The following is a 23,146-nucleotide window of genomic DNA, read 5'->3' on the forward strand; positions in this document are numbered from 1 at the left end:
CGCGCGTTCCCCCCGCCCGCCGCCCGGCGCCTTCCGTACAAGAGATTCAGGCCACCCCTCGTATTTCCGCCGCGTGACCTTGGTCACCCAGCGTGCTCGCCGAGGGGTGGCCTGACCTCGTCCGGCGCCCGGAATGCGGACGTCCGCCGCACCTTTGTGTCCCGATTCGCTCGGGACCGTCCACCTCGCGCACCGCATGACTATCGAAGCGGCCGCATTCATGATCACCCTTCGATTACCCCCCACCGGCCACCCCGTCCGGCAATGGCGGCGCCGCCCACTAATCTTTCGCGAGTACTTCGCCGCAATCACCGCGTGCGCCGGCGCATACCCCAGTCGCCGAGAACACAGGACCGATCGCAACTTCCCGGCCCGATCGCTCCCGCCCCGACCGGGCGGCCGGCGGCGGAGTGTCGTCATGACCGCTGTACCCCAGGCCGGCTGAGGAGAACGTCCCTTGATGAACCGCAAGACCTTGGTGCTGCCGGCCGTGGCCGGACTGCTCGCCCCGCTGCTCGCCGCCTGCGGCACGGGAGAGGGCGACAGAGCCATCGTCGTCGGAACCACCGACCAGTTCGTCGCCACCGACGAGGCCCCGGCCCCGCTCGACCCGGCCTACGCCTACGACACCGGTGCCTGGAACATCCTCCGCCAGACCGTCCAGACCCTCGTGCACGTCCCCCGCGGCGGCGGACAGCCCGTCCCCGAGGCCGCCGAGAGCTGCGGCTTCACCGACCGGGCCAGCGAGAGCTACCGCTGCGTCCTGCGCCCCGGCCTCACCTTCGCCGACGGCTCCCCGCTCACCGCCGAGGACGTCAAGTACTCCATCGACCGGGTCCGGACGATCAAGTCCGACAACGGCGCCGCCGCCCTCCTGTCGACCGTCGACACCGTCGAGACCAAGGGCGACCGCGAGGTCGTCTTCCACCTCAACGCGCCAGACGCCACCTTCCCGTACAAGCTCTCCACGCCGGTCGCCGCCATCCTCAGCAAGGAGAAGTACGCCGCCGACGCGCTCCGCGAGGGCTTCCAGGTCGACGGCTCCGGCCCCTACACCCTGAAGGCCGAGCAGAACGGCGGCCAGGCCACCCGCTTCGTCTTCTCCCGCAACCCCCGCTACAAGGGCGACATCACGCCCCGCAACGAGCAGGTCGAACTCCGCGCCTTCGCCGACGCCGGCACCATGGGCAAGGCCCTGGAGAGCAAGGACATCGACATGATGGCCCGCTCCCTCTCCCAGCAGCAGGTCCGCGACCTCACCGAGAGCCCCAGCGAGGGCATCCGCGTCTCCGAGGTCCCCGGCCTGGAGATCCGCTACCTCGCCTTCAACACCAAGGCGCCCGCCGTCGAGGAGAAGGCCGTCCGCCAGGCCATGGCCGCCGTCGTCGACCGCGGCGCCCTCGTCAACCGGGTCTACGGCCCCACCGCCGAGCCGCTCTACTCGCTGATCCCCTCCAGCATCGCCGGCCACGCCACCCCCTTCTACGAGGAGTACGGCGAGGGCGACCGCGACCGCGCCGCCGCCATCCTCCGCAAGGCCGGCGTCCCCACCCCGGTCAAGCTGACCCTCCACTACACCACCGACCACTACGGCGCCGAGACCGCCCAGGAGTTCGCGACGCTGAAGAACCAGCTCATCGCCAGCGAACTCTTCGACGTCACCGTCAAGGGCACCGCCTGGTCCGAGTTCCGCCCCGCCCAGCGCCGCGGCGACTACGCCGTCTACGGCCTCGGCTGGTTCCCCGACTACCCGGACCCGGACAACTACATCGCGCCCTTCCTCGACAGCGACAACTTCCTCGGCACCCCGTACGTCAACAAGAAGGTCCGCGAACAGCTCATCCCGCGCTCCCGCCGCGAGGCCGACCGCACCGCCGCCAACCCCGTCTACCAGCAGATCCAGAAGATCGTCGCCCAGGACGTGCCCGTCCTGCCGCTCTGGCAGGGCAAGCAGTACGTCGCCGCCCGCGACGACATCACCGGTGTCGAGTACGCCCTCAACACCTCCTCCGACCTGCTGCTCTGGGAGCTGAGCCGCGGCACCACCGCCTGACCCCTTCGTTGTACCGGCCGCGCAGCCACGCGCGGCCGGCCTGGCAAGAGATCACGAGGCAAGTTCTGTGAAGACGCACCACAAGTGGCTGACCGCCCCGCTCGCCGCGGGCCTCTCCGCCGCCCTCCTCGGCGGCTGCGGCACCGAACAGGGAACGGGCTCCGACACCGCCGACGCCATCCGCGTCGGCATGTCCGACGAGATCCTGGCGACCGACCCCGCCGCCGGCTACGACCCCGGCTCCTGGCTCCTGTTCAACAACGTCTTCCAGTCCCTCCTCGCCTTCCCCAAGGGCGGCTCCCTGCCCGAACCCGAAGCCGCCGAGAAGTGCGGCTTCGGCGACGGCAGCACCGTCTACACCTGCACCCTCCGCCCCGGCCTGAAGTTCTCCAACGGCAACCCGCTCACCTCCGAGGACGTCAAGTTCTCCTTCGAGCGCGCCCTGAAGATCGCCGACCCCTCCGGCCCGGCACCGCTGCTCTCCACCATCGACACCATCGAGACCCCCGACGAGCGGACCGTCGTCTTCCGCCTCAAGGTCCCGGACGCCACCTTCCCCAGCAAGATCGCCTCCGGCGCCGGCTCCATCGTCGACCACCGCGAGTACCCCGCCGACGCGCTCCGCACCGACGGCAAGGCCATCGGCTCCGGCCCGTACAAGCTGGACTCCTTCGGCGACACCGAGGCCGTCTTCTCCGCCAACACCGGCTACCAGGGCACCGCCGAGCGCCGCAACGACCGCGTCGTCCTCAAGCTCTACCAGGGCGACCGCGCGGCCCTCGCCGGCGCGTTCACCGCCGGCGACGTCGACATCGCCTACCGCGGCCTGTCCGCCGCCGACATCGCCGCCCTGGAGGCGTCCACCGAGGACCGCGGCGTCCAGATCGTCCAGGGCAGCAGCGCCGAGGTCCAGCACCTCGTCTTCAACATGAAGGACCCGGTCGCCGGCAAGCTCGCCGTCCGCAAGGCGATAGCCCACCTCGTCGACCGCGACGCCCTCGTCGAGGACATCTACAAGTCGACCGCCACCCCGCTCTACTCGATCGTCCCCGCCGGCATCAACGGCCACAACACCGCCTTCTTCGACACCTACGGCGCCCCCGACCCGGCCAAGGCCAAGCAGGTGCTCCGCGCCGCCGGCATCAAGGACAAGGTCACCCTCACCCTCTGGTCCACCCCCAGCCGCTACGGCCCCTCCACCGACGCCGAGCTCAAGGCCATCGCCGCCCAGCTCAACGCCAGCGGCCTCTTCGCCGCCGACGTGAAGTCCGTCGCCTTCGACCAGTACGAGAAGGACATCGCCGCCGGCAAGTACGGCGTCTACGTCAAGGGCTGGGTCCCCGACTACCCCGACGCCGACAACTTCACCGCCCCCTTCTTCGGCGAGGGCAACGTCCTCGCCAACCGGTACGAGAACAAGGCCATCACCGGCACCCTCCTGCCGAAGACCGCCGCCACCGCGGACCGGTCCGCCACCGACCACGAGTACGGCGAGATCCAGGACGCCGTCGCCGCGGAACTGCCCCTCCTCCCGCTCTGGCAGGGCAAGCAGTACGCCGTCACCCGCGACGGCGTCACCGGCCTCGAGTGGACCCTCGACGCCTCGACCGTCTTCCGCTTCTGGGAGCTCCGCAAGAGCTGATCCCCCGCCCCCGGGACACGGCACGGCCGGACACGGGGAAGGGCCCGGCGCGCACCCCGCGCGCCGGGCCCTTCCCCGTACACCGTCCCGCTACTGGCCGTTGCCCCCCGGACGCACCAGACCGCTCTCGTACGCGTACACCGCCGCCTGCACCCGGTCGCGCAGCCCCAGCTTCGTCAGCACATGGCCCACGTGCGTCTTCACCGTCGTCTCGCTCACGAACAGGTCCGCCGCGATCTCCGCGTTCGACAACCCGCGGGCCACCAGCTTCAGCACCTCCACCTCACGGTCCGTCAGCGTGCCCAGGGTGTCCGGCACCTGCTCCTCGCCCGTCGGCAGATGCGCCGAGTACTTGTCCAGCAGCCGCCGGGTGATCGACGGAGCCAGCATCGCCTCGCCCGCCGCCACCACCCGGATCGCCTGCACCAGCTCGTTCGCCGGCGCGTCCTTCAGCAGGAACCCGCTCGCCCCCGCGCGCAGCGCCTCCACCACGTACTCGTCCAGATCGAACGTGGTCAGCACCAGCACCTTCGCCGGACCGTCCCGGCCCGGACCCGTGATCTGCCGGGTCGCCTCCACCCCGTCCATCCGCGGCATCCGGATGTCCATCAGCACCACGTCCGGCTGCAGCGCCCGCACCTGGTCCAGCGCCTGCAGACCGTCACCGGCCTCGCCCACCACCGTGATGTCCTGCTCCGCCTCCAGAATCATCCGGAAGCCGGTGCGCAGCAGCGGCTGGTCGTCGACCAGGAGGACGCGAATCGTCACAGGGGCTCCTTCACGAGGCGGGCCGGTCGCCGCCCATTCTGCCCTGCGCCGACGCACCGGCCTCCGGCGGGCGCGCGGAAACGATCTCCAGCGGATACACCGGGGGAGTCCCCCCGAACTCCGGACAGACCGCCCGGTGATCGCACCAGCCGCACAGCTTCGTCGGCCGCGGCCGCCAGTCGCCCGTCTCCGTCGCCGTCCGGATCGCGTCCCACAGCGCGTGCAGCTTCCGCTCCACCCGCAGCAGATCCGCCTCCACCGGGTCGTACGTCAGCACGTCCCCGCTGCCCAGGTAGACCAGCTGCAGCCGGCGCGGGATCACCCCCTTCAGCCGCCACACCACCAGCGCGTAGAACGTCATCTGGAACAGCGCGCCCTCGCTGTACTCCGGCCGCGGCGCCTTCCCCGTCTTGTAGTCGACGATCCGCACCTCGCCCGTCGGCGCCACGTCCACCCGGTCGATCACCCCGCGCAGCCGCAGCCCCGACTCCAGCTCCGTCTCCACGAACAGCTCGCGCTCCGCCGGCTCCAGACGCGCCGGGTCCTCCAGCGTGAACCACCGCTCCACCAGCGCCTCGGCCTCCGCCAGCCACTGCCCGAACCGCTCGCCCGCCGGATCGTCCGCGAACAGCTCGCCCAGCTCCGGCCGCGACTCCAGCAGCCGGTCCCACTGCCCCGGCACCATCGCCTTCGCCCGCGGCACCGTCCGCTCCGCCGCCGGATCGTCGAACAGCCGCTCCAGCACCGCGTGCACCAGCGTCCCCCGCGTCGCCGCCGCGCTCGGCTTCTCCGGCAGCCGGTCGATCACCCGGAACCGGTACAACAGGGGACACTGCATGAAGTCGCTCGCCCGCGAGGGCGACAGCGACATGGGCGCCCGGGGCACTTCCGGGAGCCGCTCGCTCGTACTCATGACACAGACCCTACGGCCCGCCACCGACAGCGAGCCGCCTACCATCGACGTATGACCCGTCGCGCTGCATGATCGACCCGTGACGCAGCGGCGCGGTCACCCCCGGCGACGAGAGGAACCCGTGAACCAGGACGAGCCCAAGCCGCAGCGGACCGAGGAACCCGGCGGCGGGATCCTGATGGGCCGGCCCTTCGGCGTGCCCGTCTACGTCGCCCCCAGCTGGTTCCTCGTCGCCGCCCTCATCACCTGGGTCTTCGGCGACCAGATCGAACGCGTCCTCCCCGAGCTCGGTGCCGCCCGCTACCTCGTCTCCCTCTTCTTCGCCGTCGCCTTCTACGCCTCCGTCCTCGTCCACGAACTCGCCCACACCGTCGCCGCCCTCCGCTTCAAGCTCCCCGTGCGGCGCATCCAGCTCCAGTTCTTCGGCGGCGTCTCCGAGATCGAGAAGGAGTCCGAGACCCCCGGCCGTGAATTCGTCCTCGCCTTCGTCGGCCCCCTCCTCTCCCTCGTCCTCGCCGGCGCCTTCTACCTCGCCATGCACGCCGTCGAACCCGGCACCGTCCCCGGCGTCCTCCTCGCCGGCCTGATGATCTCCAACCTCATCGTCGCGATCTTCAACCTCCTCCCCGGCCTCCCCCTCGACGGCGGCCGGATGCTCCGCGCGATCGTCTGGAAGATCACCGGCAAGCCCATGAGCGGCACCGTCGCCGCCGCCTGGGTCGGCCGCGCCCTCGCCGTCACCGTCCTCATCGGCCTCCCCCTCCTCACCCGCACCGGCTGGCTCGGCAACTCCACCGCCGACATCGACGGCTTCACCACCGTCACCGACGCCCTCCTCGCCGCCATCCTGGCCGCCATCATCTGGACCGGCGCCGGCAACAGCCTCCGCATGGCCCGCCTCCGCGAACACCTCCCCGACCTCCGCGCCCGCGCCCTCACCCGCCGCGCCATCCCCGTCACCCCCGACACCCCCCTCTCCGAAGCCCTCCGCCGCGCCAACGAGGCCGGCGCCCGTGCCCTCGTCGTCGTCGACGGCACCGGCGGCCCCACCGGCATCGTCCGCGAAGCCGCGATCGCCGCCGTCCCCCAGCACCGCCGCCCCTGGATCGCCGTCTCCACCCTCACCCAGGACCTCCAGCCCGGCATGCGCGTCCCCGCCGAGCTCACCGGCCAGCCCCTCCTCGACCACCTCCGCGCCACCCCCGCCACCGAATACCTCGTCGTCGAGGACACCGGCGCGATCTACGGCGTCCTCTCCACCACCGACGTCGAGCGGGCCTTCGTGAAGGCCATGGCACGACCGTCCCAGTAACACCGGTACTCTGTTCCCATGTCCGAACCGACCGGTGCCGCCCGCCGACGCGGGCCCTTCAAGGTCGGGGACCAGGTTCAGCTGACCGACCCCAAGGGCCGCCACTACACGTTCACGCTCGAAGAGGGAAAGAACTTCCACACCCACAAGGGTTCCTTCCCGCACGACGAGCTGATCGGCGCTCCCGAGGGCAGCGTTGTCCGCACCACCGGAAACGTGGCCTACCTCGCGCTGCGCCCCCTGCTCCCCGACTACGTCCTGTCCATGCCCCGCGGCGCCGCCGTGGTCTACCCGAAGGACGCGGGACAGATCCTCGCCTTCGCCGACATCTTCCCCGGCGCGCGCGTCGTGGAGGCCGGCGTCGGCTCCGGCTCGCTCAGCAGCTTCCTGCTCCGCGCCATCGGCGACAGCGGCATGCTGCACTCCTACGAGCGCCGCGAGGACTTCGCCGAGATCGCGAAGGGCAACGTCGAGCGCTACTTCGGCGGCCCCCACCCCGCCTGGCAGCTCACCGTCGGCGACCTCCAGGACAGCCTGAGCGACACCGACGTCGACCGGGTCATCCTCGACATGCTCGCCCCCTGGGAGTGCCTGGAGGCCGTCTCCAAGGCCCTCGTCCCCGGCGGCATCCTCTGCTGCTACGTGGCCACCACCACCCAGCTGGCCCGCACCGTGGAGTCCATCCGCGAGATCGGCTGCTACGCCGAACCGCAGCCCTGGGAGTCCATGATCCGCAATTGGCACGTCGAGGGCCTGGCCGTCCGCCCCGATCACCGCATGATCGGCCACACCGGCTTCCTCGTCACCGCCCGCCGCCTCGCGGACGGCGTCGAGCCCCCCATGCGCCGCCGCCGCCCCGCGAAGGGCGCCTACGGCGACGACTACGACGGCCCCAACAAGGGCTGACACCCCGACAGACCACCGGCCGACGCCGCCGCCCGACCCTCCGCACCGCGGGGAACCGGGCGGCGGCGTCGCCCCGTTCGGCACCCCTGTTCGACACCCCCGGCTGTTCCACCGCCCTGTGACGTGTGGCACGATGCCCGCGACCCCTCGGCACGACCCTCACAGGAGACGTCTCGCGTGCAGCCCTCCGCCGCCCCGGACACCGTGGACCTCCCGCACACCCACGCCCGGCCGCTGCACTGGCTGGCCACCGCCACCGCGACCGCCGCGGTCGTCGCCCTCGCCGGCACCCTCACCCCGGAAGCCGCCGAAGCGGGCCAGACGGGCTCCGCCACGGGTTCCGCTTCCGCCCCCGCCGCCCCCGGCCCGGCCGCCGCACCCGACGCCGACGGCGCCGCCTACCCGCTCCGGTGCGGGGGAGCCGGCCACACGATCGCCCGGCGCGCCACCGGCGACCTGGACGGCGACAAGAAGCCCGAGACCGTTGCGGTCGTACACTGCGAAGCCGGATCCGGAACCCCGCCCGCCGGCCTGTACGTGATCACCCGCGGGCGCGGCGCACAGGACCCCGCCCGCGTGGTCGCCACCCTCGTCGACCCGCGCGAGCAGCGCAGCGTCACCGCGCTCACCGTCAGCGACGGCACCGTCCGCGCCACCCTGCTCGGCTACTCGTCCCCCGACGTCCCCAGCTGCTGCCCCGACGAGAAGGAGCAGGTCACCTGGGAGTGGACCGGCGGCGCCTTCGTCCGCTCCGCCGGCGACCACGCGCGCGGGGTCTGACCGTCACTCCGCGTCGGGCCCGTACACCTCGACGCCGTCCCGGACCCGCCGCACATGGATGCAGTCGCCCGGGCACTCCTTCGCCGAGTCCACCACGTCCTGCAGCAGCGGCAGCGGCACCGGCGTCGTCGCCCCCGCCTCCTGCAGCAGCTCGTCGTCCGCGCTCTTCACATACGCGAGCCCGTCGATGTCCAGTTCGAAGACCTCGGGGGCGTACTGCGCGCAGATCCCGTCCCCGGTGCACAGGTCCTGGTCGATCCAGACCTCCAGGGCCTCCCCGGCCCCTTCGGCCGGAGCCTCGTGCTGCACGCTCATCTCTTCTGCCGTTTCTGCTCCGCGCGGACAATTGAGGCCGCGACCCGCGGGTGTTGACCCCTCACGACGATACAACTGCCCGCTTTCGGAGCGTGAAGGGTGGGTATTCCCCTGGCGAGAGGGGAAGCGCAAGGGTGAAGATCGGACACACCCCGGAGTCTTTTTGATCTAGGGGTTTCAATCATCACCCACGCAGGTAGGGTCAGGATGCGTCCAGCTCCCCTTGGAGGAGGTGAGGACCGTGGCAGCCCACGACGACGACATCAACCGCGGCATCCGGCCGGGGCGGGGGTCTGAGGACCCTTCCGGCCAGGTTGCCTATCTCGAGCAGGAAATCGCCGTCCTGCGCCGCAAGCTCGCCGACTCTCCGCGACACACGAGGATTCTCGAAGAGCGGATCGTCGAGCTGCAGACCAACCTGGCCGGCGTGTCCGCGCAGAACGAAAGGCTCGCGAACACACTCCGTGAGGCGCGCGACCAGATCGTCGCCCTCAAGGAGGAGGTCGACCGGCTCGCGCAGCCGCCGGCCGGCTTCGGTGTCTTCCTGCAGGCGAACGAGGACGGCACGTGCGACATCATCACCGGGGGCCGCAAGCTCCGGGTGAACGTCAGCCCCAGCGTCGAGCTCGACGAGCTCCGGCGCGGCCAGGAAGTCATGCTCAACGAAGCGCTCAACGTGGTCGAGGCCATGGAGTTCGAGCGCGCCGGGGACATCGTCACCCTCAAGGAGATCCTCGAGGACGGCGAGCGCGCCCTGGTGGTCGGGCACACCGACGAGGAACGGGTGGTGAGGCTCGCCGAGCCTCTGCTGGACGTCACCATCCGCGCCGGCGACGCCCTGCTCTTCGACTCCCGCTCCGGCTACGTCTACGAGGTCGTGCCCAAGAGCGAGGTCGAGGAACTCGTCCTCGAAGAGGTCCCGGACGTCGACTACGACAAGATCGGCGGCCTGGGCAACCAGATCGAGCTGATCCGCGACGCGGTCGAGCTCCCGTACCTCTACCCGGACCTGTTCAAGGAGCACGAACTCCGCCCGCCCAAGGGCATCCTGCTCTACGGACCGCCCGGCTGCGGCAAGACGCTCATCGCCAAGGCCGTCGCCAACTCCCTGGCCAAGAAGGTCGCCGAGGTCACCGGCCAGCCCGCGGGGAAGTCCTACTTCCTCAACATCAAGGGCCCCGAGCTCCTCAACAAGTACGTCGGCGAGACCGAGCGGCACATCCGCCTGGTCTTCCAGCGGGCCCGCGAGAAGGCCAGCGAGGGCACCCCCGTCATCGTCTTCTTCGACGAGATGGAATCGCTCTTCCGCACCCGCGGATCCGGCGTCAGCTCGGACGTGGAGAACACCATCGTCCCCCAGCTGCTCGCCGAGATCGACGGCGTCGAAGGCCTCGAGAACGTGATCGTGATCGGCGCCTCCAACCGCGAGGACATGATCGACCCCGCGATTCTCCGCCCCGGCCGGCTCGACGTGAAGATCAAGATCGAGCGCCCGGACGCCGAGGCCGCGAAGGACATCTTCGCGAAGTACCTCACCGCCAACCTCCCGCTCCACACGGACGACGTCGCCGAGCACAACGGCTCCAAGGCCGCCGCCGCGCACGGAATGATCCAGTCCGTCGTCGAGCAGATGTACGCGGAATCCGAGGAGAACCGCTTCCTCGAAGTCACGTACGCCAACGGCGACAAGGAAGTCCTCTACTTCAAGGACTTCAACTCCGGCGCGATGATCCAGAACATCGTCGACCGGGCCAAGAAGATGGCCATCAAGGCATTCCTCGACCACGACCAGAAGGGCATCCGCGTCTCCCACCTCCTCCAGGCATGCGTGGACGAGTTCAAGGAGAACGAGGACCTGCCCAACACCACCAACCCCGACGACTGGGCCCGCATCTCCGGAAAGAAGGGCGAGCGGATCGTCTTCATCCGCACCCTCGTCACCGGAAAGCAGGGTGCGGACACCGGACGCTCCATCGACACGGTGGCCAACACCGGTCAGTACCTGTAGTAGCGCACCCCGGCTGCGGATGTCCGGAAACCGGGCATCCGCAGCCGTCGCATTCGCACCGCAAAAACTCCCGGCCACTTCCGGGAAATACCGCAAGTGATCTCCCCACCAGCGCGGAGCCGCTCTAGGCTCTTCGGTACCGCCGAGTCGCGCACTGAGCGCCGCCGGGCAAGGAGGGCCGCATGACCGTACGGCGAGTAATGGGCATCGAGACGGAGTACGGGATCTCCGTCCCCGGACACCCGAACGCCAATGCCATGCTCACCTCGTCCCAGATCGTCAACGCCTACGCCGCGGCGATGCACCGGGCGCGCCGCGCCCGCTGGGACTTCGAGGAGGAGAACCCGCTGCGGGACGCCCGCGGCTTCGACCTCGCCCGCGAGGCCGCCGACTCCAGCCAGCTCACCGACGAGGACATCGGCCTCGCCAACGTGATCCTCACCAACGGCGCCCGGCTCTACGTGGACCACGCCCACCCCGAGTACAGCGCCCCCGAGGTCACCAACCCCCGCGACGCCGTCCTCTGGGACAAGGCCGGCGAGCGCATCATGGCCGAGGCCGCCGAGCGCGCCGCCCAGCTCCCCGGCGCCCAGCCGATCCACCTCTACAAGAACAACACCGACAACAAGGGCGCCTCCTACGGCACGCACGAGAACTACCTGATGAAGCGGGAGACCCCCTTCTCGGACATCGTGCGCCACCTGACGCCCTTCTTCGTCTCCCGCCAGGTCGTCACCGGCGCCGGCCGCGTCGGCATCGGCCAGGACGGCCGCGAGAACGGCTTCCAGATCAGCCAGCGCGCCGACTACTTCGAGGTCGAGGTCGGCCTGGAGACCACCCTCAAGCGGCCCATCATCAACACCCGCGACGAACCGCACGCCGACGCCGAGAAGTACCGCCGGCTGCACGTGATCATCGGGGACGCCAACCTCTCCGAGATCTCCACCTACCTCAAACTGGGCACCACCGCCCTCGTCCTCTCCATGATCGAGGACGGCTTCATCACCGTCGACCTCGCCGTCGACCAGCCCGTCCGCACCCTCCACCACGTCTCCCACGACCCCTCGCTCCAGTACCTCGTCACGCTGCGCAGCGGCCGGACACTCACCGCCGTGCAGCTCCAGATGGAGTACTGCGAGCTGGCCAGGAAGTACGTGGACGAGCGGTACGGCACGGACGCGGACGATCAGACGAGGGACGTCCTGGCCCGCTGGGAGGACACGCTCAACCGGCTGGAGAACGATCCGATGAGCCTCGCCGGCGAGCTGGACTGGATCGCCAAGCGCGAGCTCATGGAGGGCTACCGGCGCCGGGACGGCCTCGACTGGGACGCGGCCCGGCTGCACCTGGTGGACCTCCAGTACGCGGACGTACGGCCCGACAAGGGCCTGTACAACCGCCTGGTCGCCCGCGGGCGCATGCAGCGCCTCCTGGACGAGGCCGACGTGGAGCGGGCCGAGACGGCCCCGCCGGAGGACACCCGGGCGTACTTCCGCGGCCGCTGCCTGGAGCAGTACGCCGACGACGTCGCCGCGGCCTCCTGGGACTCGGTGATCTTCGACCTGCCGGGCCGCGACTCGCTGCAGCGCGTCCCGACCCTGGAGCCGCTGCGCGGCACCAAGGCGCACGTGGCGGCGCTCCTGGACCGCTGCCGCACCGCGGAGGAACTCGTCAGGGTTCTCTCCGGCAACTGATTCGAGACCTGAACAGGGGCTGAAAGGGCCGGCCCCTGGGAATCATGAAAGCAGTGCCCGGACGCCGGGGAAACCCGGGGGCCGATGTCGGCCCCGGCTTGTAGGGTCTGATCTTGAAGGACCCGTAGCACCAGTCCGAGCGATCCGATTCGAGCGGGGTGAGGAAATGGCGACCAAGGACACCGGCGGCGGACAGCAGAAGGCGACGCGCTCCACGGAGGAGGTCGAGGAGACCACCACGGAGGCGAGCTCCGACCTCAAGGAGCGCCAGGAGAAGCTGAGCGACGACGTCGACTCGGTCCTGGACGAGATCGACGACGTCCTGGAAGAGAACGCCGAGGACTTCGTCCGAAGCTTCGTGCAGAAGGGCGGCCAGTAGCCTTCGCATCGAAGGCGACGCCGCAGGGGTGACGGACCGCAGGTGAGGTGCCGGGAATGCGTCGGGCCTACGGGGCCGAGCGTTGCCGGATCGGACAGGCGGCCAAGGGCGAGGTCGTCCGAAGCGCGGCGGACGTACCGGTGGGGCACGAGCTCTGTCGGCAGTGCGGTGAGATCGAGCCGCACGACGACCGGCACCGCAACGCCACCGCGCCGGACGGCCTGGCCACCCGCTGCAAGCGTGCAAGAAGGCCGAGGGGCGCGCCGGGCATCTCAAGCGCACGTACGGCATCACCGAAGCCGAGCGCGACCGGATGATCGCCGCCCAGGGCGGTGTCCGCGTGATCTGCCGGGAGGGTCCGGCGGAGCATGTGGATCACGATCATCGGACGGGTAAGGTCCGGGGCGTGCTGTGCTTCAGTGGCAACGCGGCGCTGGGGCAGTTCAAGGATCGGCCGGATGTCATCAGGCGTGCGGCCGCTTACGTGGAAGGAAACCTGTGGAACCCAACACTCGTGGCACAGGGCGTCTGCCGGCCGCCTTCCTGACGCCGGGGTCTTCGTCCTTCATCGACTTCCTCGCCGATCACTCGCCGGAGCTGCTGCCGGGGAACCGGAAGCTGCCGGAGGGGATCGTCGAGGCTCCGCACGGCACCACCATCGTGGCCGCGACGTTCCCGGGGGGCGTCGTGCTCGCGGGTGACCGGCGGGCCACCATGGGCAACATGATCGCGCAGCGGGACATCGAGAAGGTGTTCCCGGCGGACGAGTACTCCGCCGTCGGCATCGCCGGCACCGCCGGCCTCGCCGTCGAGATGGTCAAGCTCTTCCAGCTGGAGCTGGAGCACTTCGAGAAGGTCGAGGGGGCCACGCTCTCGCTGGAGGGCAAGGCGAACCGCCTCTCCACCATGATCCGCAGCAACCTCGGCATGGCCATGCAGGGCCTCGCCGTGGTGCCGCTCTTCGCGGGCTGGGACGAGAGCCGCGAGAAGGGCCGGATCTTCTCGTACGACGTGACCGGCGGCCGGTCCGAGGAGCACGGGTACGCCGCCACCGGCTCGGGCTCGATCTTCGCCCGCGGCTCGATGAAGAAGCTGTACCGGGAGGACCTCACCGAGCAGCAGGCGACCACCCTGGTCGTGCAGGCGCTGTACGACGCGGCGGACGACGACTCGGCGACCGGCGGCCCGGACCTCGCCCGCCGGATCTTCCCGATCGTCACCGTCATCACCGACGAGGGCTTCCGCAGGCTCTCCGAGGCGGAGTCCTCCGAACTCGCCCGTTCGGTTACCGAGCGGCGTCTGGAGCAGCCGGACGGACCGCGCGCCGCCCTGCTCTGATCCCCACGTCGCCCCCCTCACCGCCCAGAAGAAAGGGACGAGCGCCGGTGTCGACACCGTTCTACGTCTCACCCCAGCAGGCCATGGCCGACCGCGCGGAGTACGCCCGCAAGGGCATCGCGCGCGGGCGGAGCCTGGTGGTCCTCCAGTACGCCGACGGCATCGTGTTCGTCGGCGAGAACCCGTCCCGTGCCCTGCACAAGTTCAGCGAGATCTACGACCGGATCGGCTTCGCCGCCGCCGGCAAGTACAACGAGTACGAGAACCTGCGCATCGGCGGCGTCCGCTACGCCGACCTGCGCGGCTACACCTACGACCGGGACGACGTCACCGCGCGCGGCCTGGCGAACGTCTACGCGCAGACGCTGGGCACCATCTTCTCCAGCGCCGGCGAGAAGCCGTACGAGGTGGAGCTGGTGGTCGCCGAGGTCGGCACCGAGCCGGCCGGCGACCAGATCTACCGGCTGCCGCACGACGGCTCCATCGTGGACGAGCACGGCTCGGTCGCGGTGGGCGGCAACGCGGAGCAGATCAGCTCGTTCCTGGACCAGCGGCACCGGGACGGGATGTCGCTCGCGGAGGCCCTGAAGCTGGCCGTGCAGGCGCTCTCCCGGGACACCAACGGCACCGAGCGGGAGATCCCCGCGGAGCGCCTGGAGGTGGCGGTCCTGGACCGTACGCGTCCGCAGCAGCGGAAGTTCAAGCGGATCGTCGGGCGCCAGCTGTCCCGGCTGCTGGAGGCGGACGACGCGGCCGTCACGAAGACGGACGACCCCTCGGACGAGCAGCCCGAGGAGTAGTCCCCAGCCGGTACGCGCGGAGGGCCCGGTCCACCAGGACCGGGCCCTCCGCGCGCATGACCGGGGTCAGGCGGCGGGCGCGGGGCCCGTGGAGCCGCGCGGGACCAGTTCGACGGGGAGGACGTCCGCCCGGGCCGGTTCGCCCGCCAGGACGGCGAGCAGCGCCTCCATGCCGCGCCGGCCGAACTCCTCGGCGGGCAGCCGGACGGTGGTGAGTTCCGGTTCGACGGCCGTCGCCAGCGCCATGTCGTCGAAACCGGTGACCGACAGGTCCTCCGGCACGCGCAGGCCCAGGCGCCGCGCGGCCTTGCAGACGCCGGCCGCGAGGATGTCGTCGTCGCAGATCACCGCGGTGGGGCGGGGTCCGGGGGCGGCGAGGGCGGTTCCGGCGGCCTCCCGTGCGGCGGCGACCGTGAGCGGCGCCCGTACGGTGCGCACCCCGGTGCCGCGCAGGGCCTCGCCGAGGACGGCGGCGCGCACGTCGAAGGTCCAGGAGGGCGCGGCGGAGGCGAGGTGCAGGAAGCGGCGGTGGCCGAGGGCGAGCAGGTGCGCGGTGACCAGGCGCATGCCCTGGGCGACGTCGAGGTTGACGTGGGCGGCGGCGCCGGGGTCGGCGGGGTCGCTGTCGAGCATGACGAGGGGGAGGTCGCCGCCGCGGAAGGCTTCGAGGGCGCCGGTCGCCATCGAGGAGGCGAGGACGCCGTCGAGGGCGGCCTGGGAGGAGGCGAACGGGTCGCGGGCGGGGCCGAGGCCGTCGGGGGAGGGGTAGAGGACCACGCCGAAGCCGTGGCCGGCGGCGACCGCCGCCGCGCCGGTGTAGACGTGGGCGAAGAACTCGTTGGTGAGGGCGGGCACGACGAGGAGTGCGGTGCGGGTGCGGCCGAGGCGGAGGTTGCGGGCGGCGAGGTTGGGCCGGTAGCCGAGGTCGCGGGCGGCGGCGCGGACGGTGTCCGCGGTGCGTTCCGAGACCCGGCCGCGCCACTTGCCGCCCATGACGAGGGAGACGGTGGCCTGGGACACCCCGGCGGCGCGGGCCACGTCCCGGCTGGTGGGGCGGGCGGCGGTGCTGGGCTCGGGGGGGTGCACGGGGCCTCCGCGGGGGCGCGCTCGGTCGGTTCCGGAAGCGCGGGGTGGACCCGCGTCCCGCGGCCATGGTACGTATGACGACGCAAGTTATACGTAAAACCTCGGCTGCGGCCGACGGAGGGGAGGCCCGCATGGCCACGGCGCACGGCGGTTACCGCGACATCCTGCGGGCGCCACACGCGCTCCGCCTGCTCACCGGCACCCTGGTCGGCCGGCTGCCCAACGGCACCGGCCCGGTCGCGATGACGCTCTTCGTCCGCGACCAGGGCGGCGGCTACACCCTCGCGGGCGGCCTGGTCGCCGCGTACGGCCTCGCGAACGCCGTCGGGCAGCCGCTCCTCGGCCGGGCCGTCGACCTCAAGGGCCAGCCGCGCGTCCAGTTTCCCGCCGCCGTCCTCTCGGCCCTCGGTATGGCGCTCTTCGCCCTCGCCGGCATCGGCAGCCTCCCGCTCGCCTACGCCGCCGTCGTCCTCGCCGGGTTCTTCACGCCGCCCCTGGAGGGCGGCCTGCGGGCCCTCTGGCCGAGCGTCCTGGGCCGCGAGGACCGGGTCCACCGGGCGTACGCCCTCGACGCCGTCGCCCAGGAGGTCATGTTCACGGTCGGCCCGCTGCTGGTGACCCTGTGCGTCGCCCTCTGGTCGCCCGCCGCCGCCCTGCTCGTCATCAACCTCATCGGCGTGCTTGGCGCCCTCTCCGTGGTCCTCTCCGCGCCCTCCCGCGCCTGGCGCTCCGCGCCGCGCGAGGCCCACTGGCTCGGCGCGCTGCGCTCGCCCGGGCTGCTCGCCCTGCTCGGCTCGTTCTTCTTCGTCGGCCTCGCGCTCGGCTCCATCACGGTCGCCGCCGTCGCCTACGCCGACGACCGCGGCGCCCCGTCGGTCTACGGCTGGCTGATGGCCGCCCTCGGCCTCGGCGCGCTCCTCGGCGGCGTCCTCTACGGCGCCCGGCAGTGGGCCGGCGCCCCGGAGCGCCGGCTGCGCGTGCTGGCCGCCCTGCTCGCGCTCTGCTACCTGCCGCTGACGCTCACCCCCGGTCCGGTCGCCATGGCCGCCCTGTCGGCCCTCGCCGGCTTCTTCCTCGCCCCCGTGCTGGCCTGTGCGTTCATCGTGGTCGACCGGCACGCCCCGGCCGGGACCGTCACCGAGGCGTTCTCCTGGCTGGTCACCACCTTCGGCGTCGGCGCGGCCCTCGGCTCGGCCGCCGCCGGGCCCGCGATCGAACTGGCCGGGACCGTCGCCGGATTCGCCGTGGCGGGCGCCGGCGGCCTGGTCGCCCTGCTGGTGCTGCTGGCCACCGGCCGGGTGCTGAACGATCCCGGCGCGCCCGGCCGCCGCACGCGACACGCCGCCGGCGGGGGCGGTACCGGAGGGGCCGCCGCCCCCGTTTCCACCGAAAAGAACGCCCTCTGATCGGAAAACGATCGGAACGGGAACGCTCAACCCGGTTTCAGCACAGGCCGTCAGGCGTAATGTTCAGACATGGACCGCCGCATTTTCGGGCTGGAGAACGAGTACGGCGTCACGTGCACGTTCAGGGGACAGCGCCGACTGTCTCCTGACGAAGTGGCGCGGTACCTCTTCCGCCGAGTCGTGTCATGGGGCCGCAGCAGCAATGTCTTCCTGCGGAACGGTGCCCGCCTGTACCTCGACGTGGGTTCGCATCCGGAATACGCCACACCGGAATGCGACGACGTGATCGAACTCGTCACCCACGACAAGGCCGGCGAGCGCATTCTCGAAGGTCTTCTCGTGGACGCCGAACGCCGCCTGCACGAGGAGGGAATCGCGGGCGACGTCTATCTCTTCAAGAACAACACCGACTCCGCCGGAAACTCCTACGGCTGCCACGAGAACTACCTCGTCGCCCGCCACGGCGAGTTCTCCCGCCTCGCCGACATCCTCATCCCGTTCCTGGTCACCCGTCAGCTCATCTGCGGTGCCGGGAAGGTCCTCCAGACCCCGCGCGGGGCCGTGTTCTGCGTCTCCCAGCGCGCCGAGCACATCTGGGAGGGCGTCAGCTCCGCCACCACCCGCTCCCGGCCCATCATCAACACCCGCGACGAGCCGCACGCCGACGCCGAGCGCTACCGCCGCCTCCACGTCATCGTCGGCGACTCGAACATGTCCGAGACGACCATGCTGCTCAAGGTCGGCGCCACCGACCTCGTCCTGCGCATGATCGAGGCCGGCACCGTGATGCGCGACCTGACCCTGGAGAACCCGATCCGGGCCATCCGCGAGGTCAGCCACGACATCACCGGGCAGCGCAAGGTGCGGCTGGCCAGCGGCCGGGAGGCGTCCGCGCTGGAGGTGCAGCGCGAGTACTTCGAGAAGGCGTCCGACTTCGTCGACCGGCGCGGCATCCGCTCGGGCACGATCGCGCAGGTCCTCGAACTGTGGGGCCGCACGCTCGACGCGATCGAGCAGGAGGAGCTGGACCGCATCCAGACGGAGATCGACTGGGTGATGAAGTACAAGCTCATCGAGCGGTACCGCGCCAAGCACAACATGACCATGTCGAACCCGCGGGTCGCCCAGATAGACCTCGCGTACCACGACATCCACCGCCGCCGCGGGCTGTACTACCTGCTCCAGAAGAACGGGCAGGCGGCCCGGGTCTGCAACGACGTGAAGATCTTCGAGGGCAAGTCGGTGCCTCCGCAGACCACCCGGGCCCGGCTCCGCGGCGACTTCATCCGCCGCGCCCAGGAGCAGCGCCGGGATTTCACGGTCGACTGGGTGCACCTCAAGCTCAACGACCAGGCGCAGCGCACGGTCCTGTGCAAGGACCCGTTCCGCTCGGTCGACGACCGGGTCGAGAAGCTGATCGCCGGTATGTAGGACGATCACAAGAGCAGGTCGGGGCCCCGCGCGGACGACGCGCGGGGCCCTGGACGTCACGCGCGGGTCCCCTAGAGTGTCCGGACAACTACCGTGCCGTCTGAGATCTGAGGAACACGTGCGCCGACTTGCCGGCCTTCTCGTCGTCCCGCTGCTGCTGCTCACCACAGCGGCGTGCGGCAGCGAGACCAAGGGCTCCGATAACGCCTCGATGACCAACGGGCTTCCGGCCATCACCGCGGGCCAGAAGTTCGGGGAGAAGCCCACCCTCTCGAAGGGCGAGGGCGACCCGCCGAAGCAGCTCAAGGTCAACGTCGTCAGCGAGGGCGACGGCCCGGTGACCAAGGACGGCGACGCCCTCCAGGTCAACTACCTCGGTCAGACCTGGGACTCCACGACCCCCTTCGACAACAGCTTCGACCGGGGCGAGCCGTTCACCCTCACCCTCGGCGCCGGGCAGGTCATCAAGGGCTGGGACCAGGGTCTGAAGGGCCAGAAGGTCGGCAGCCGCGTCGAGATCGGCATCCCGCCGGAGCTCGGCTACGGCGATCAGGGCTCCCCGCCCAGCATCAAGGGCGGCGCCACCCTCGTCTTCGTCGTCGACATCCTGAAGGCGACCACCATCCCGAAGTCCGCCGAGGGCACCGCCGTCGCCCAGGAGAACAAGGACCTGCCCAAGGTCGGCACCAACACCGACGGCAAGGCCCCCTCGCTGACCGTGCCGAAGACCGACGCCCCGAAGGCGCTCGTCTCGAACTACGTCATCGAGGGCAAGGGCGAGGCCGTCAAGAACACCGACACCCTGACCGTCCAGTACCAGGGAGTGCTCTGGAAGGACGGCAAGAAGTTCGACAGCTCCTACGACCGGGGCGCCCCGGCCACCTTCCAGCTGTCCGGCGTCATCCCGGGCTGGACCAAGGGCCTGGCGGGCAAGAAGGTCGGCAGCCGCGTGCTCCTCGTCGTCCCGCCGGCCGACGGCTACGGCGACAAGGCCCAGGGTCCGATCCCGGCGAACTCGACCCTCGTCTTCACCGTGGACATCCTCGCCAAGCAGTAGCCGGTTCCCGCGCGACCCGGGCCGCCACGAGGTAGGTTGTCGGGGTCGCGCGGGCCATCGTCCGCGCGGTTCCACCCGTATGAGGAGCACACTGCAGTGAGCATCGAGAAGCCCGAGGTCGACTTCCCGGGCGGCGAGCCGCCGGCCGACCTGGAGATCAAGGACATCTGGGAGGGCGACGGCGAGACCGCCGCCGCCGGTGACCACGTCCAGGTCCACTACGTCGGTGTCTCCTTCAGCACCGGCGAGGAGTTCGACGCCTCCTGGAACCGCGGCGAGGCGCTGCCCTTCCAGCTCGGTGTCGGCCAGGTCATCAAGGGCTGGGACCAGGGCGTCCAGGGCATGAAGGTCGGCGGCCGCCGCCAGCTGATCATCCCCGCGCACCTCGCCTACGGCGACCGCGGCGCCGGCGCCAAGATCGGCCCCGGCGAGACGCTGATCTTCGTCTGCGACCTGGTGGCCGTGAAGAAGGGCTGATCCGCCCCGCACGCCCCCACCGAGGGCCCCCGCCTCCGCGGCGGGGGCCCTCGGCTTTTGTCCGGACACCCCGGGGCGGTACGGTCGGACGTCCGAGAACGGAACCGGGGAAGAGGGTGCAGGGCGTCCATGGCGATTGCCAAGGCCGAGCGGCTCATGAATCTCGCGCTGTGCCTGCTCGGGACGCGACGCGCGCTCAGCAAGCGCGAACTGCGCGGCTCGATCGAGGCGTACCTGGAGGCGAGCGGCGACGAGGCGTTCAACCGCATGTTCGAGCGGGACAAGGACGACCTCCGCGAGCTCGGCCTGGTCATCGAGACCGTCGAGAACCTCGACGGCGAGACCGGCTACCTCGCCCGCCGCGACTCCAACCGCCTCCCGCCCATCACCCTGGACGCCGAGGAGGCCGCCGCGCTCGGTCTCGCCGCCAAGGTCTGGCAGCAGGCCCGCCTGGCCGGCGCCGCCAGCGGTGCCCTCCAGAAGCTCCGCGCCGCCGGCATGCCCGAGGCGGAGGAGACGTACGAGATCCAGCCCAGCGCCCTCGAACCCCGCATCCCGGTCCACGAGGCCGCCTTCGAGCCGCTGATGCTCGCCTGCCGCGACCGGCGCCCCGTCGTCTTCGACTACCGCAAGGCCAACGCCGCCCGCCCCGAGCCCCGCCAGGTCGAGCCCTGGGCGCTGGAGTGCTGGCGCGGCCACTGGTACCTGGCCGGCTGGGACCGCGACCGCGGCGCCGAGCGCGTCTTCCGCCTGTCCCGCATCACCGGCAGGGTCCGCTCCCGGGCCGGCGCCTTCACCGCGCCCGTGCCCGACCACGTCACCGTCCGCGAGACCGTGGAGAGCTGGGCCGGCGAGACCGCGACCCGCACCGCCCGCATCCGGCTCCGCGCCGGCTGCGGCTACCCGCTGCGCGCCCGCGCCACCGAGACCAGCGAGGGCCCCGACGGCTGGGACGAGCTGGAGATCCCGTACGGGCACGGCCTCGACGCCTGGCTCGTCGAGTTCGGCCCCGACGTCGTCGTACTGGAACCGGCCGACCTGCGCGCCGACGTGGTGGAGCGGCTGCGCGCCGTCGCCAAGGGCTGAGGGGGAGACGAACCGCATGGCTGCCAACGCGATCGACCAGACGAGGCGGATGCTCTCCCTCGTCACCTACCTCCGCGAGCGCCCCGGCGCCCACGTCGCCGACGTGGCGCGCGCCTTCGGCATCACCGAGGACGAGCTGATCTCCGACCTCGACGTGCTGCCCATGTGCGGCACCAGCTTCCGGGGCGGCGACCTCCTCGACATCGACACCGACGGCGACCGCATCTGGTGGCACAACCCCGACGACGTCGCCGAACCGCTCCGGCTCGCCGCCGACGAGGCGACCGCGCTGCTCGTCGCCGCCCGCGCCGTCGCCACCCTGCCCGGGCTGCGCGAGGGCGACCGGGACGCGCTGGTCCGCGCCACCGCCAAGCTGGAGGCCGCGGCCGGCGAGGCCGCCGGCGCCAGCTCCCGCCTCTCGGTCACCTTCGAGTCCGAGGGCGGCGTCTTCGCCGAGGTCGACCGGGCCATCTCCGAGCGCAAGCGGCTCTGGCTGCGCTACTACTCGCCGGCCCGCGACGAGCTCACCGAGCGCGAGGTCGACCCCATCCGCCTGTTCGCCGTCGGCCACACCTACATGGAGGCGTGGTGCCGGCTCTCCGAGGCGCGCCGCACCTTCCGGCTCGACCGGGTGGCCGAGGTCCGGATCCTGGAGGAGGCCGCCGCGCCGCCGGAGCTGGAGCTGCGCGACCTCTCCGAGGGGCTGGTGCAGCCGTCGGCCGACGACCCCGAGGTGGTGGTCGAGGTCGGTCCCGGTGGCCGGTGGGTCGCCGAGTACTACCCGCACGACCGGGCCGACGAGCTGCCGGACGGCGGTCTGCGGATCACCCTGCGGACCCCCGACCCGGCCTCGCTGAAGCGGCTCGCGCTGCGGCTCGGCAGCGACGGGCGGATCGTCTCGCCGGCCGGGCTCGCGGACAGCGCCCGGGAGGCGGCGACCGCCGCGCTCGCCGCGTACGAGGGCGTCTGACACGGACCCGTTCCCGCCCGGCGGGGGCGGGTCGGGCAGGGCGGGCGCGGTGAAGGTCCAGGGAGTTCGAGGCAGAGAGAGTTGAGGGAAATGTCCGTAATGTCCGGCCTGTCGGCTTCCGTAGCCCCGGTCCTCTTCAAGGCCGCCTGCCCCGACTGCCGCTGCCGCTTCGAACTCGCCGCCGGCGCCCTGCGCCTGGCCATCGGAGCCAGCCGCCGCACCACCTTCTACTCCTTCACCTGCCCCGAGTGCGGCAGCGCCGTCCGCAAGCCCGCCGGCGACCGCATCGTCGAACTCCTCACCGGCGGCGGCGTCCGCACCCTCCGCCTCCACACCACCGCCTGACCGGCGCCCCGCCCCCCGACGACTAGGCTCGGTCCATGTTCTGGCCCATGCTCGCGATCGCCCTCGGCTTCCTCGGCCTCGCCGTCCTCGGCGTCCTCGCCGTCCGGGTCTTCCTGGAGGTCCGGCGCCTCGGCCGCCAAGTGGAAGTCACCACACAGCGCATCCAGCGCGCCGCCGAGGACCTGGAGACCGCCGCCACCGGACTGGCCCGAACCGGCCGCTCCCTGCCGTGAGTCGAGGCCCCGGCGCCCTGCCGATCCGGCCTGATCAGGGCCCCCCGGACGCAAGCGGGAGTATGCACGGGCATTGCCCGACGTTTACTCCTGCGGGTTACGATCGCAGACAGCGCGGTGGCCGGACGCAGGTCCGACCGGCCGGGC

General features: G+C 71.3%; 23 protein-coding genes. 19 read left to right on the forward strand and 4 right to left on the reverse strand.

Features of this window, described 5'->3' with window-relative positions:
- Window positions 1-460 precede the first annotated feature (460 nt).
- Window positions 461-2,053, forward strand: a complete 1,593-nt coding sequence (locus ACFVQZ_RS25790) for an ABC transporter substrate-binding protein (RefSeq protein WP_383626441.1) — start codon at window positions 461-463, stop codon at window positions 2,051-2,053.
- Between the two features lie 67 nt (window positions 2,054-2,120).
- Complete coding sequence (locus tag ACFVQZ_RS25795; protein ID WP_030494405.1) at window positions 2,121-3,695, forward strand: ABC transporter substrate-binding protein; 1,575 nt, start codon at window positions 2,121-2,123, stop codon at window positions 3,693-3,695.
- A 90-nt stretch (window positions 3,696-3,785) separates the two neighbouring features.
- Here ACFVQZ_RS25795 and ACFVQZ_RS25800 read toward each other — a convergent pair whose 3' ends face one another.
- Entirely contained in the window at window positions 3,786-4,463 is a 678-nt protein-coding gene (locus tag ACFVQZ_RS25800) for a response regulator transcription factor (RefSeq protein ID WP_030494404.1), read from the reverse strand.
- 10 nt (window positions 4,464-4,473) lie between these two features.
- Complete coding sequence (locus ACFVQZ_RS25805) at window positions 4,474-5,376, reverse strand: RecB family exonuclease (RefSeq protein ID WP_383626444.1); 903 nt, start codon at window positions 5,374-5,376, stop codon at window positions 4,474-4,476.
- Window positions 5,377-5,554: 178 nt separating this feature from the next.
- Between ACFVQZ_RS25805 and ACFVQZ_RS25810 the strand changes: the two genes are divergently transcribed.
- The 3 genes from ACFVQZ_RS25810 (at window position 5,555) to ACFVQZ_RS25820 (ending at window position 8,374) form a co-directional block, all read left to right on the forward strand.
- Window positions 5,555-6,688: a site-2 protease family protein gene (locus ACFVQZ_RS25810; protein WP_383626506.1), complete on the forward strand. Its 1,134-nt coding sequence runs from the start codon at window positions 5,555-5,557 to the stop codon at window positions 6,686-6,688.
- Window positions 6,689-6,706: 18 nt separating this feature from the next.
- Entirely contained in the window at window positions 6,707-7,594 is an 888-nt protein-coding gene (locus ACFVQZ_RS25815) for a tRNA (adenine-N1)-methyltransferase (protein WP_383626447.1), read from the forward strand.
- A gap of 177 nt (window positions 7,595-7,771) precedes the next feature.
- The gene (locus tag ACFVQZ_RS25820) at window positions 7,772-8,374 is read left to right on the forward strand and encodes a hypothetical protein (protein WP_030494400.1); all 603 of its coding nucleotides are present in this window, start codon (window positions 7,772-7,774) and stop codon (window positions 8,372-8,374) included.
- Between the two features lie 3 nt (window positions 8,375-8,377).
- Here the strand turns inward: ACFVQZ_RS25820 and ACFVQZ_RS25825 are convergent, their stop codons facing one another.
- Window positions 8,378-8,689, reverse strand: coding sequence for a ferredoxin (locus tag ACFVQZ_RS25825; protein ID WP_030494399.1), 312 nt, complete (start codon window positions 8,687-8,689; stop codon window positions 8,378-8,380).
- A gap of 241 nt (window positions 8,690-8,930) precedes the next feature.
- On the opposite strand from ACFVQZ_RS25825, the gene arc reads away from it, so the two are divergent.
- The 6 genes from arc to prcA all read left to right on the forward strand — a co-directional run bounded on the left by arc (window position 8,931) and on the right by prcA (window position 14,908).
- A complete protein-coding gene (gene arc, locus ACFVQZ_RS25830) occupies window positions 8,931-10,697 on the forward strand; it encodes a proteasome ATPase (RefSeq protein ID WP_030494398.1) in 1,767 nt (588 codons plus the stop codon).
- Window positions 10,698-10,879: 182 nt separating this feature from the next.
- Window positions 10,880-12,391, forward strand: a complete 1,512-nt coding sequence (gene dop, locus ACFVQZ_RS25835; RefSeq protein WP_030494397.1) for a depupylase/deamidase Dop — start codon at window positions 10,880-10,882, stop codon at window positions 12,389-12,391.
- A 166-nt stretch (window positions 12,392-12,557) separates the two neighbouring features.
- Window positions 12,558-12,770, forward strand: coding sequence for a ubiquitin-like protein Pup (locus ACFVQZ_RS25840; protein ID WP_030494396.1), 213 nt, complete (start codon window positions 12,558-12,560; stop codon window positions 12,768-12,770).
- A gap of 313 nt (window positions 12,771-13,083) precedes the next feature.
- Window positions 13,084-13,317, forward strand: a complete 234-nt coding sequence (locus ACFVQZ_RS25845) for an endonuclease VII domain-containing protein (RefSeq protein WP_383626453.1) — start codon at window positions 13,084-13,086, stop codon at window positions 13,315-13,317.
- A complete protein-coding gene (gene prcB / locus ACFVQZ_RS25850) occupies window positions 13,269-14,108 on the forward strand; it encodes a proteasome subunit beta (RefSeq protein WP_030494394.1) in 840 nt (279 codons plus the stop codon). Before ACFVQZ_RS25845 ends, prcB begins: the two co-directional genes overlap by 49 nt.
- A gap of 47 nt (window positions 14,109-14,155) precedes the next feature.
- Window positions 14,156-14,908: a proteasome subunit alpha gene (gene prcA, locus ACFVQZ_RS25855; RefSeq protein WP_030494393.1), complete on the forward strand. Its 753-nt coding sequence runs from the start codon at window positions 14,156-14,158 to the stop codon at window positions 14,906-14,908.
- A gap of 66 nt (window positions 14,909-14,974) precedes the next feature.
- On the opposite strand, the gene ACFVQZ_RS25860 is transcribed toward prcA, so the two are convergent.
- Window positions 14,975-15,994 (reverse strand): LacI family DNA-binding transcriptional regulator, encoded by a 1,020-nt coding sequence (locus ACFVQZ_RS25860; RefSeq protein ID WP_383626458.1) that lies wholly within the window; start codon window positions 15,992-15,994, stop codon window positions 14,975-14,977.
- A gap of 131 nt (window positions 15,995-16,125) precedes the next feature.
- Here ACFVQZ_RS25860 and ACFVQZ_RS25865 point away from each other — a divergent pair, with 131 nt between their 5' ends.
- From ACFVQZ_RS25865 to ACFVQZ_RS25900, 8 genes are all read left to right on the forward strand, one after another.
- The gene (locus tag ACFVQZ_RS25865; protein ID WP_383626461.1) at window positions 16,126-17,400 is read left to right on the forward strand and encodes an MFS transporter; all 1,275 of its coding nucleotides are present in this window, start codon (window positions 16,126-16,128) and stop codon (window positions 17,398-17,400) included.
- Between the two features lie 69 nt (window positions 17,401-17,469).
- Window positions 17,470-18,831 (forward strand): Pup--protein ligase, encoded by a 1,362-nt coding sequence (gene pafA / locus ACFVQZ_RS25870; protein WP_030494390.1) that lies wholly within the window; start codon window positions 17,470-17,472, stop codon window positions 18,829-18,831.
- A 118-nt stretch (window positions 18,832-18,949) separates the two neighbouring features.
- Window positions 18,950-19,888: an FKBP-type peptidyl-prolyl cis-trans isomerase gene (locus ACFVQZ_RS25875; RefSeq protein ID WP_030494389.1), complete on the forward strand. Its 939-nt coding sequence runs from the start codon at window positions 18,950-18,952 to the stop codon at window positions 19,886-19,888.
- A gap of 96 nt (window positions 19,889-19,984) precedes the next feature.
- Window positions 19,985-20,365 (forward strand): FKBP-type peptidyl-prolyl cis-trans isomerase, encoded by a 381-nt coding sequence (locus ACFVQZ_RS25880; RefSeq protein WP_030494388.1) that lies wholly within the window; start codon window positions 19,985-19,987, stop codon window positions 20,363-20,365.
- Between the two features lie 129 nt (window positions 20,366-20,494).
- The gene (locus ACFVQZ_RS25885; RefSeq protein WP_030494387.1) at window positions 20,495-21,451 is read left to right on the forward strand and encodes a WYL domain-containing protein; all 957 of its coding nucleotides are present in this window, start codon (window positions 20,495-20,497) and stop codon (window positions 21,449-21,451) included.
- A 16-nt stretch (window positions 21,452-21,467) separates the two neighbouring features.
- Window positions 21,468-22,421, forward strand: a complete 954-nt coding sequence (locus ACFVQZ_RS25890) for a WYL domain-containing protein (protein ID WP_030494386.1) — start codon at window positions 21,468-21,470, stop codon at window positions 22,419-22,421.
- Window positions 22,422-22,520: 99 nt separating this feature from the next.
- A complete protein-coding gene (locus tag ACFVQZ_RS25895) occupies window positions 22,521-22,766 on the forward strand; it encodes a hypothetical protein (RefSeq protein ID WP_030494385.1) in 246 nt (81 codons plus the stop codon).
- 35 nt (window positions 22,767-22,801) lie between these two features.
- A complete protein-coding gene (locus ACFVQZ_RS25900) occupies window positions 22,802-22,999 on the forward strand; it encodes a hypothetical protein (protein WP_030494384.1) in 198 nt (65 codons plus the stop codon).
- Window positions 23,000-23,146: the final 147 nt, after the last annotated feature.

Origin of the sequence: Streptomyces sp. NPDC057854 (genome assembly GCF_042797055.1) — a bacterium.
GTDB lineage: Bacteria > Actinomycetota > Actinomycetes > Streptomycetales > Streptomycetaceae > Streptomyces.

Bases quoted from the DNA above. Each gene is read 5' to 3' on its own strand.
- ACFVQZ_RS25845 (WP_383626453.1), top strand. From the start codon at position 13,084: ATGATCGCCGCCCAGGGCGGTGTCCGCGTGATCTGCCGGGAGGGTCCG.
- pafA (WP_030494390.1), top strand. From the start codon at position 17,470: ATGGACCGCCGCATTTTCGGGCTGGAGAACGAGTACGGCGTCACGTGC.
- ACFVQZ_RS25890 (WP_030494386.1), top strand. From the start codon at position 21,468: ATGGCTGCCAACGCGATCGACCAGACGAGGCGGATGCTCTCCCTCGTC.
- ACFVQZ_RS25840 (WP_030494396.1), top strand. From the start codon at position 12,558: ATGGCGACCAAGGACACCGGCGGCGGACAGCAGAAGGCGACGCGCTCC.
- dop (WP_030494397.1), top strand. From the start codon at position 10,880: ATGACCGTACGGCGAGTAATGGGCATCGAGACGGAGTACGGGATCTCC.
- ACFVQZ_RS25865 (WP_383626461.1), top strand. From the start codon at position 16,126: ATGGCCACGGCGCACGGCGGTTACCGCGACATCCTGCGGGCGCCACAC.
- ACFVQZ_RS25900 (WP_030494384.1), top strand. From the start codon at position 22,802: ATGTTCTGGCCCATGCTCGCGATCGCCCTCGGCTTCCTCGGCCTCGCC.
- ACFVQZ_RS25790 (WP_383626441.1), top strand. From the start codon at position 461: ATGAACCGCAAGACCTTGGTGCTGCCGGCCGTGGCCGGACTGCTCGCC.
- ACFVQZ_RS25810 (WP_383626506.1), top strand. From the start codon at position 5,555: ATGGGCCGGCCCTTCGGCGTGCCCGTCTACGTCGCCCCCAGCTGGTTC.
- ACFVQZ_RS25825 (WP_030494399.1), bottom strand. From the start codon at position 8,689: ATGAGCGTGCAGCACGAGGCTCCGGCCGAAGGGGCCGGGGAGGCCCTG.
- ACFVQZ_RS25815 (WP_383626447.1), top strand. From the start codon at position 6,707: ATGTCCGAACCGACCGGTGCCGCCCGCCGACGCGGGCCCTTCAAGGTC.
- ACFVQZ_RS25895 (WP_030494385.1), top strand. From the start codon at position 22,521: ATGTCCGGCCTGTCGGCTTCCGTAGCCCCGGTCCTCTTCAAGGCCGCC.
- ACFVQZ_RS25805 (WP_383626444.1), bottom strand. From the start codon at position 5,376: ATGAGTACGAGCGAGCGGCTCCCGGAAGTGCCCCGGGCGCCCATGTCG.
- ACFVQZ_RS25885 (WP_030494387.1), top strand. From the start codon at position 20,495: ATGGCGATTGCCAAGGCCGAGCGGCTCATGAATCTCGCGCTGTGCCTG.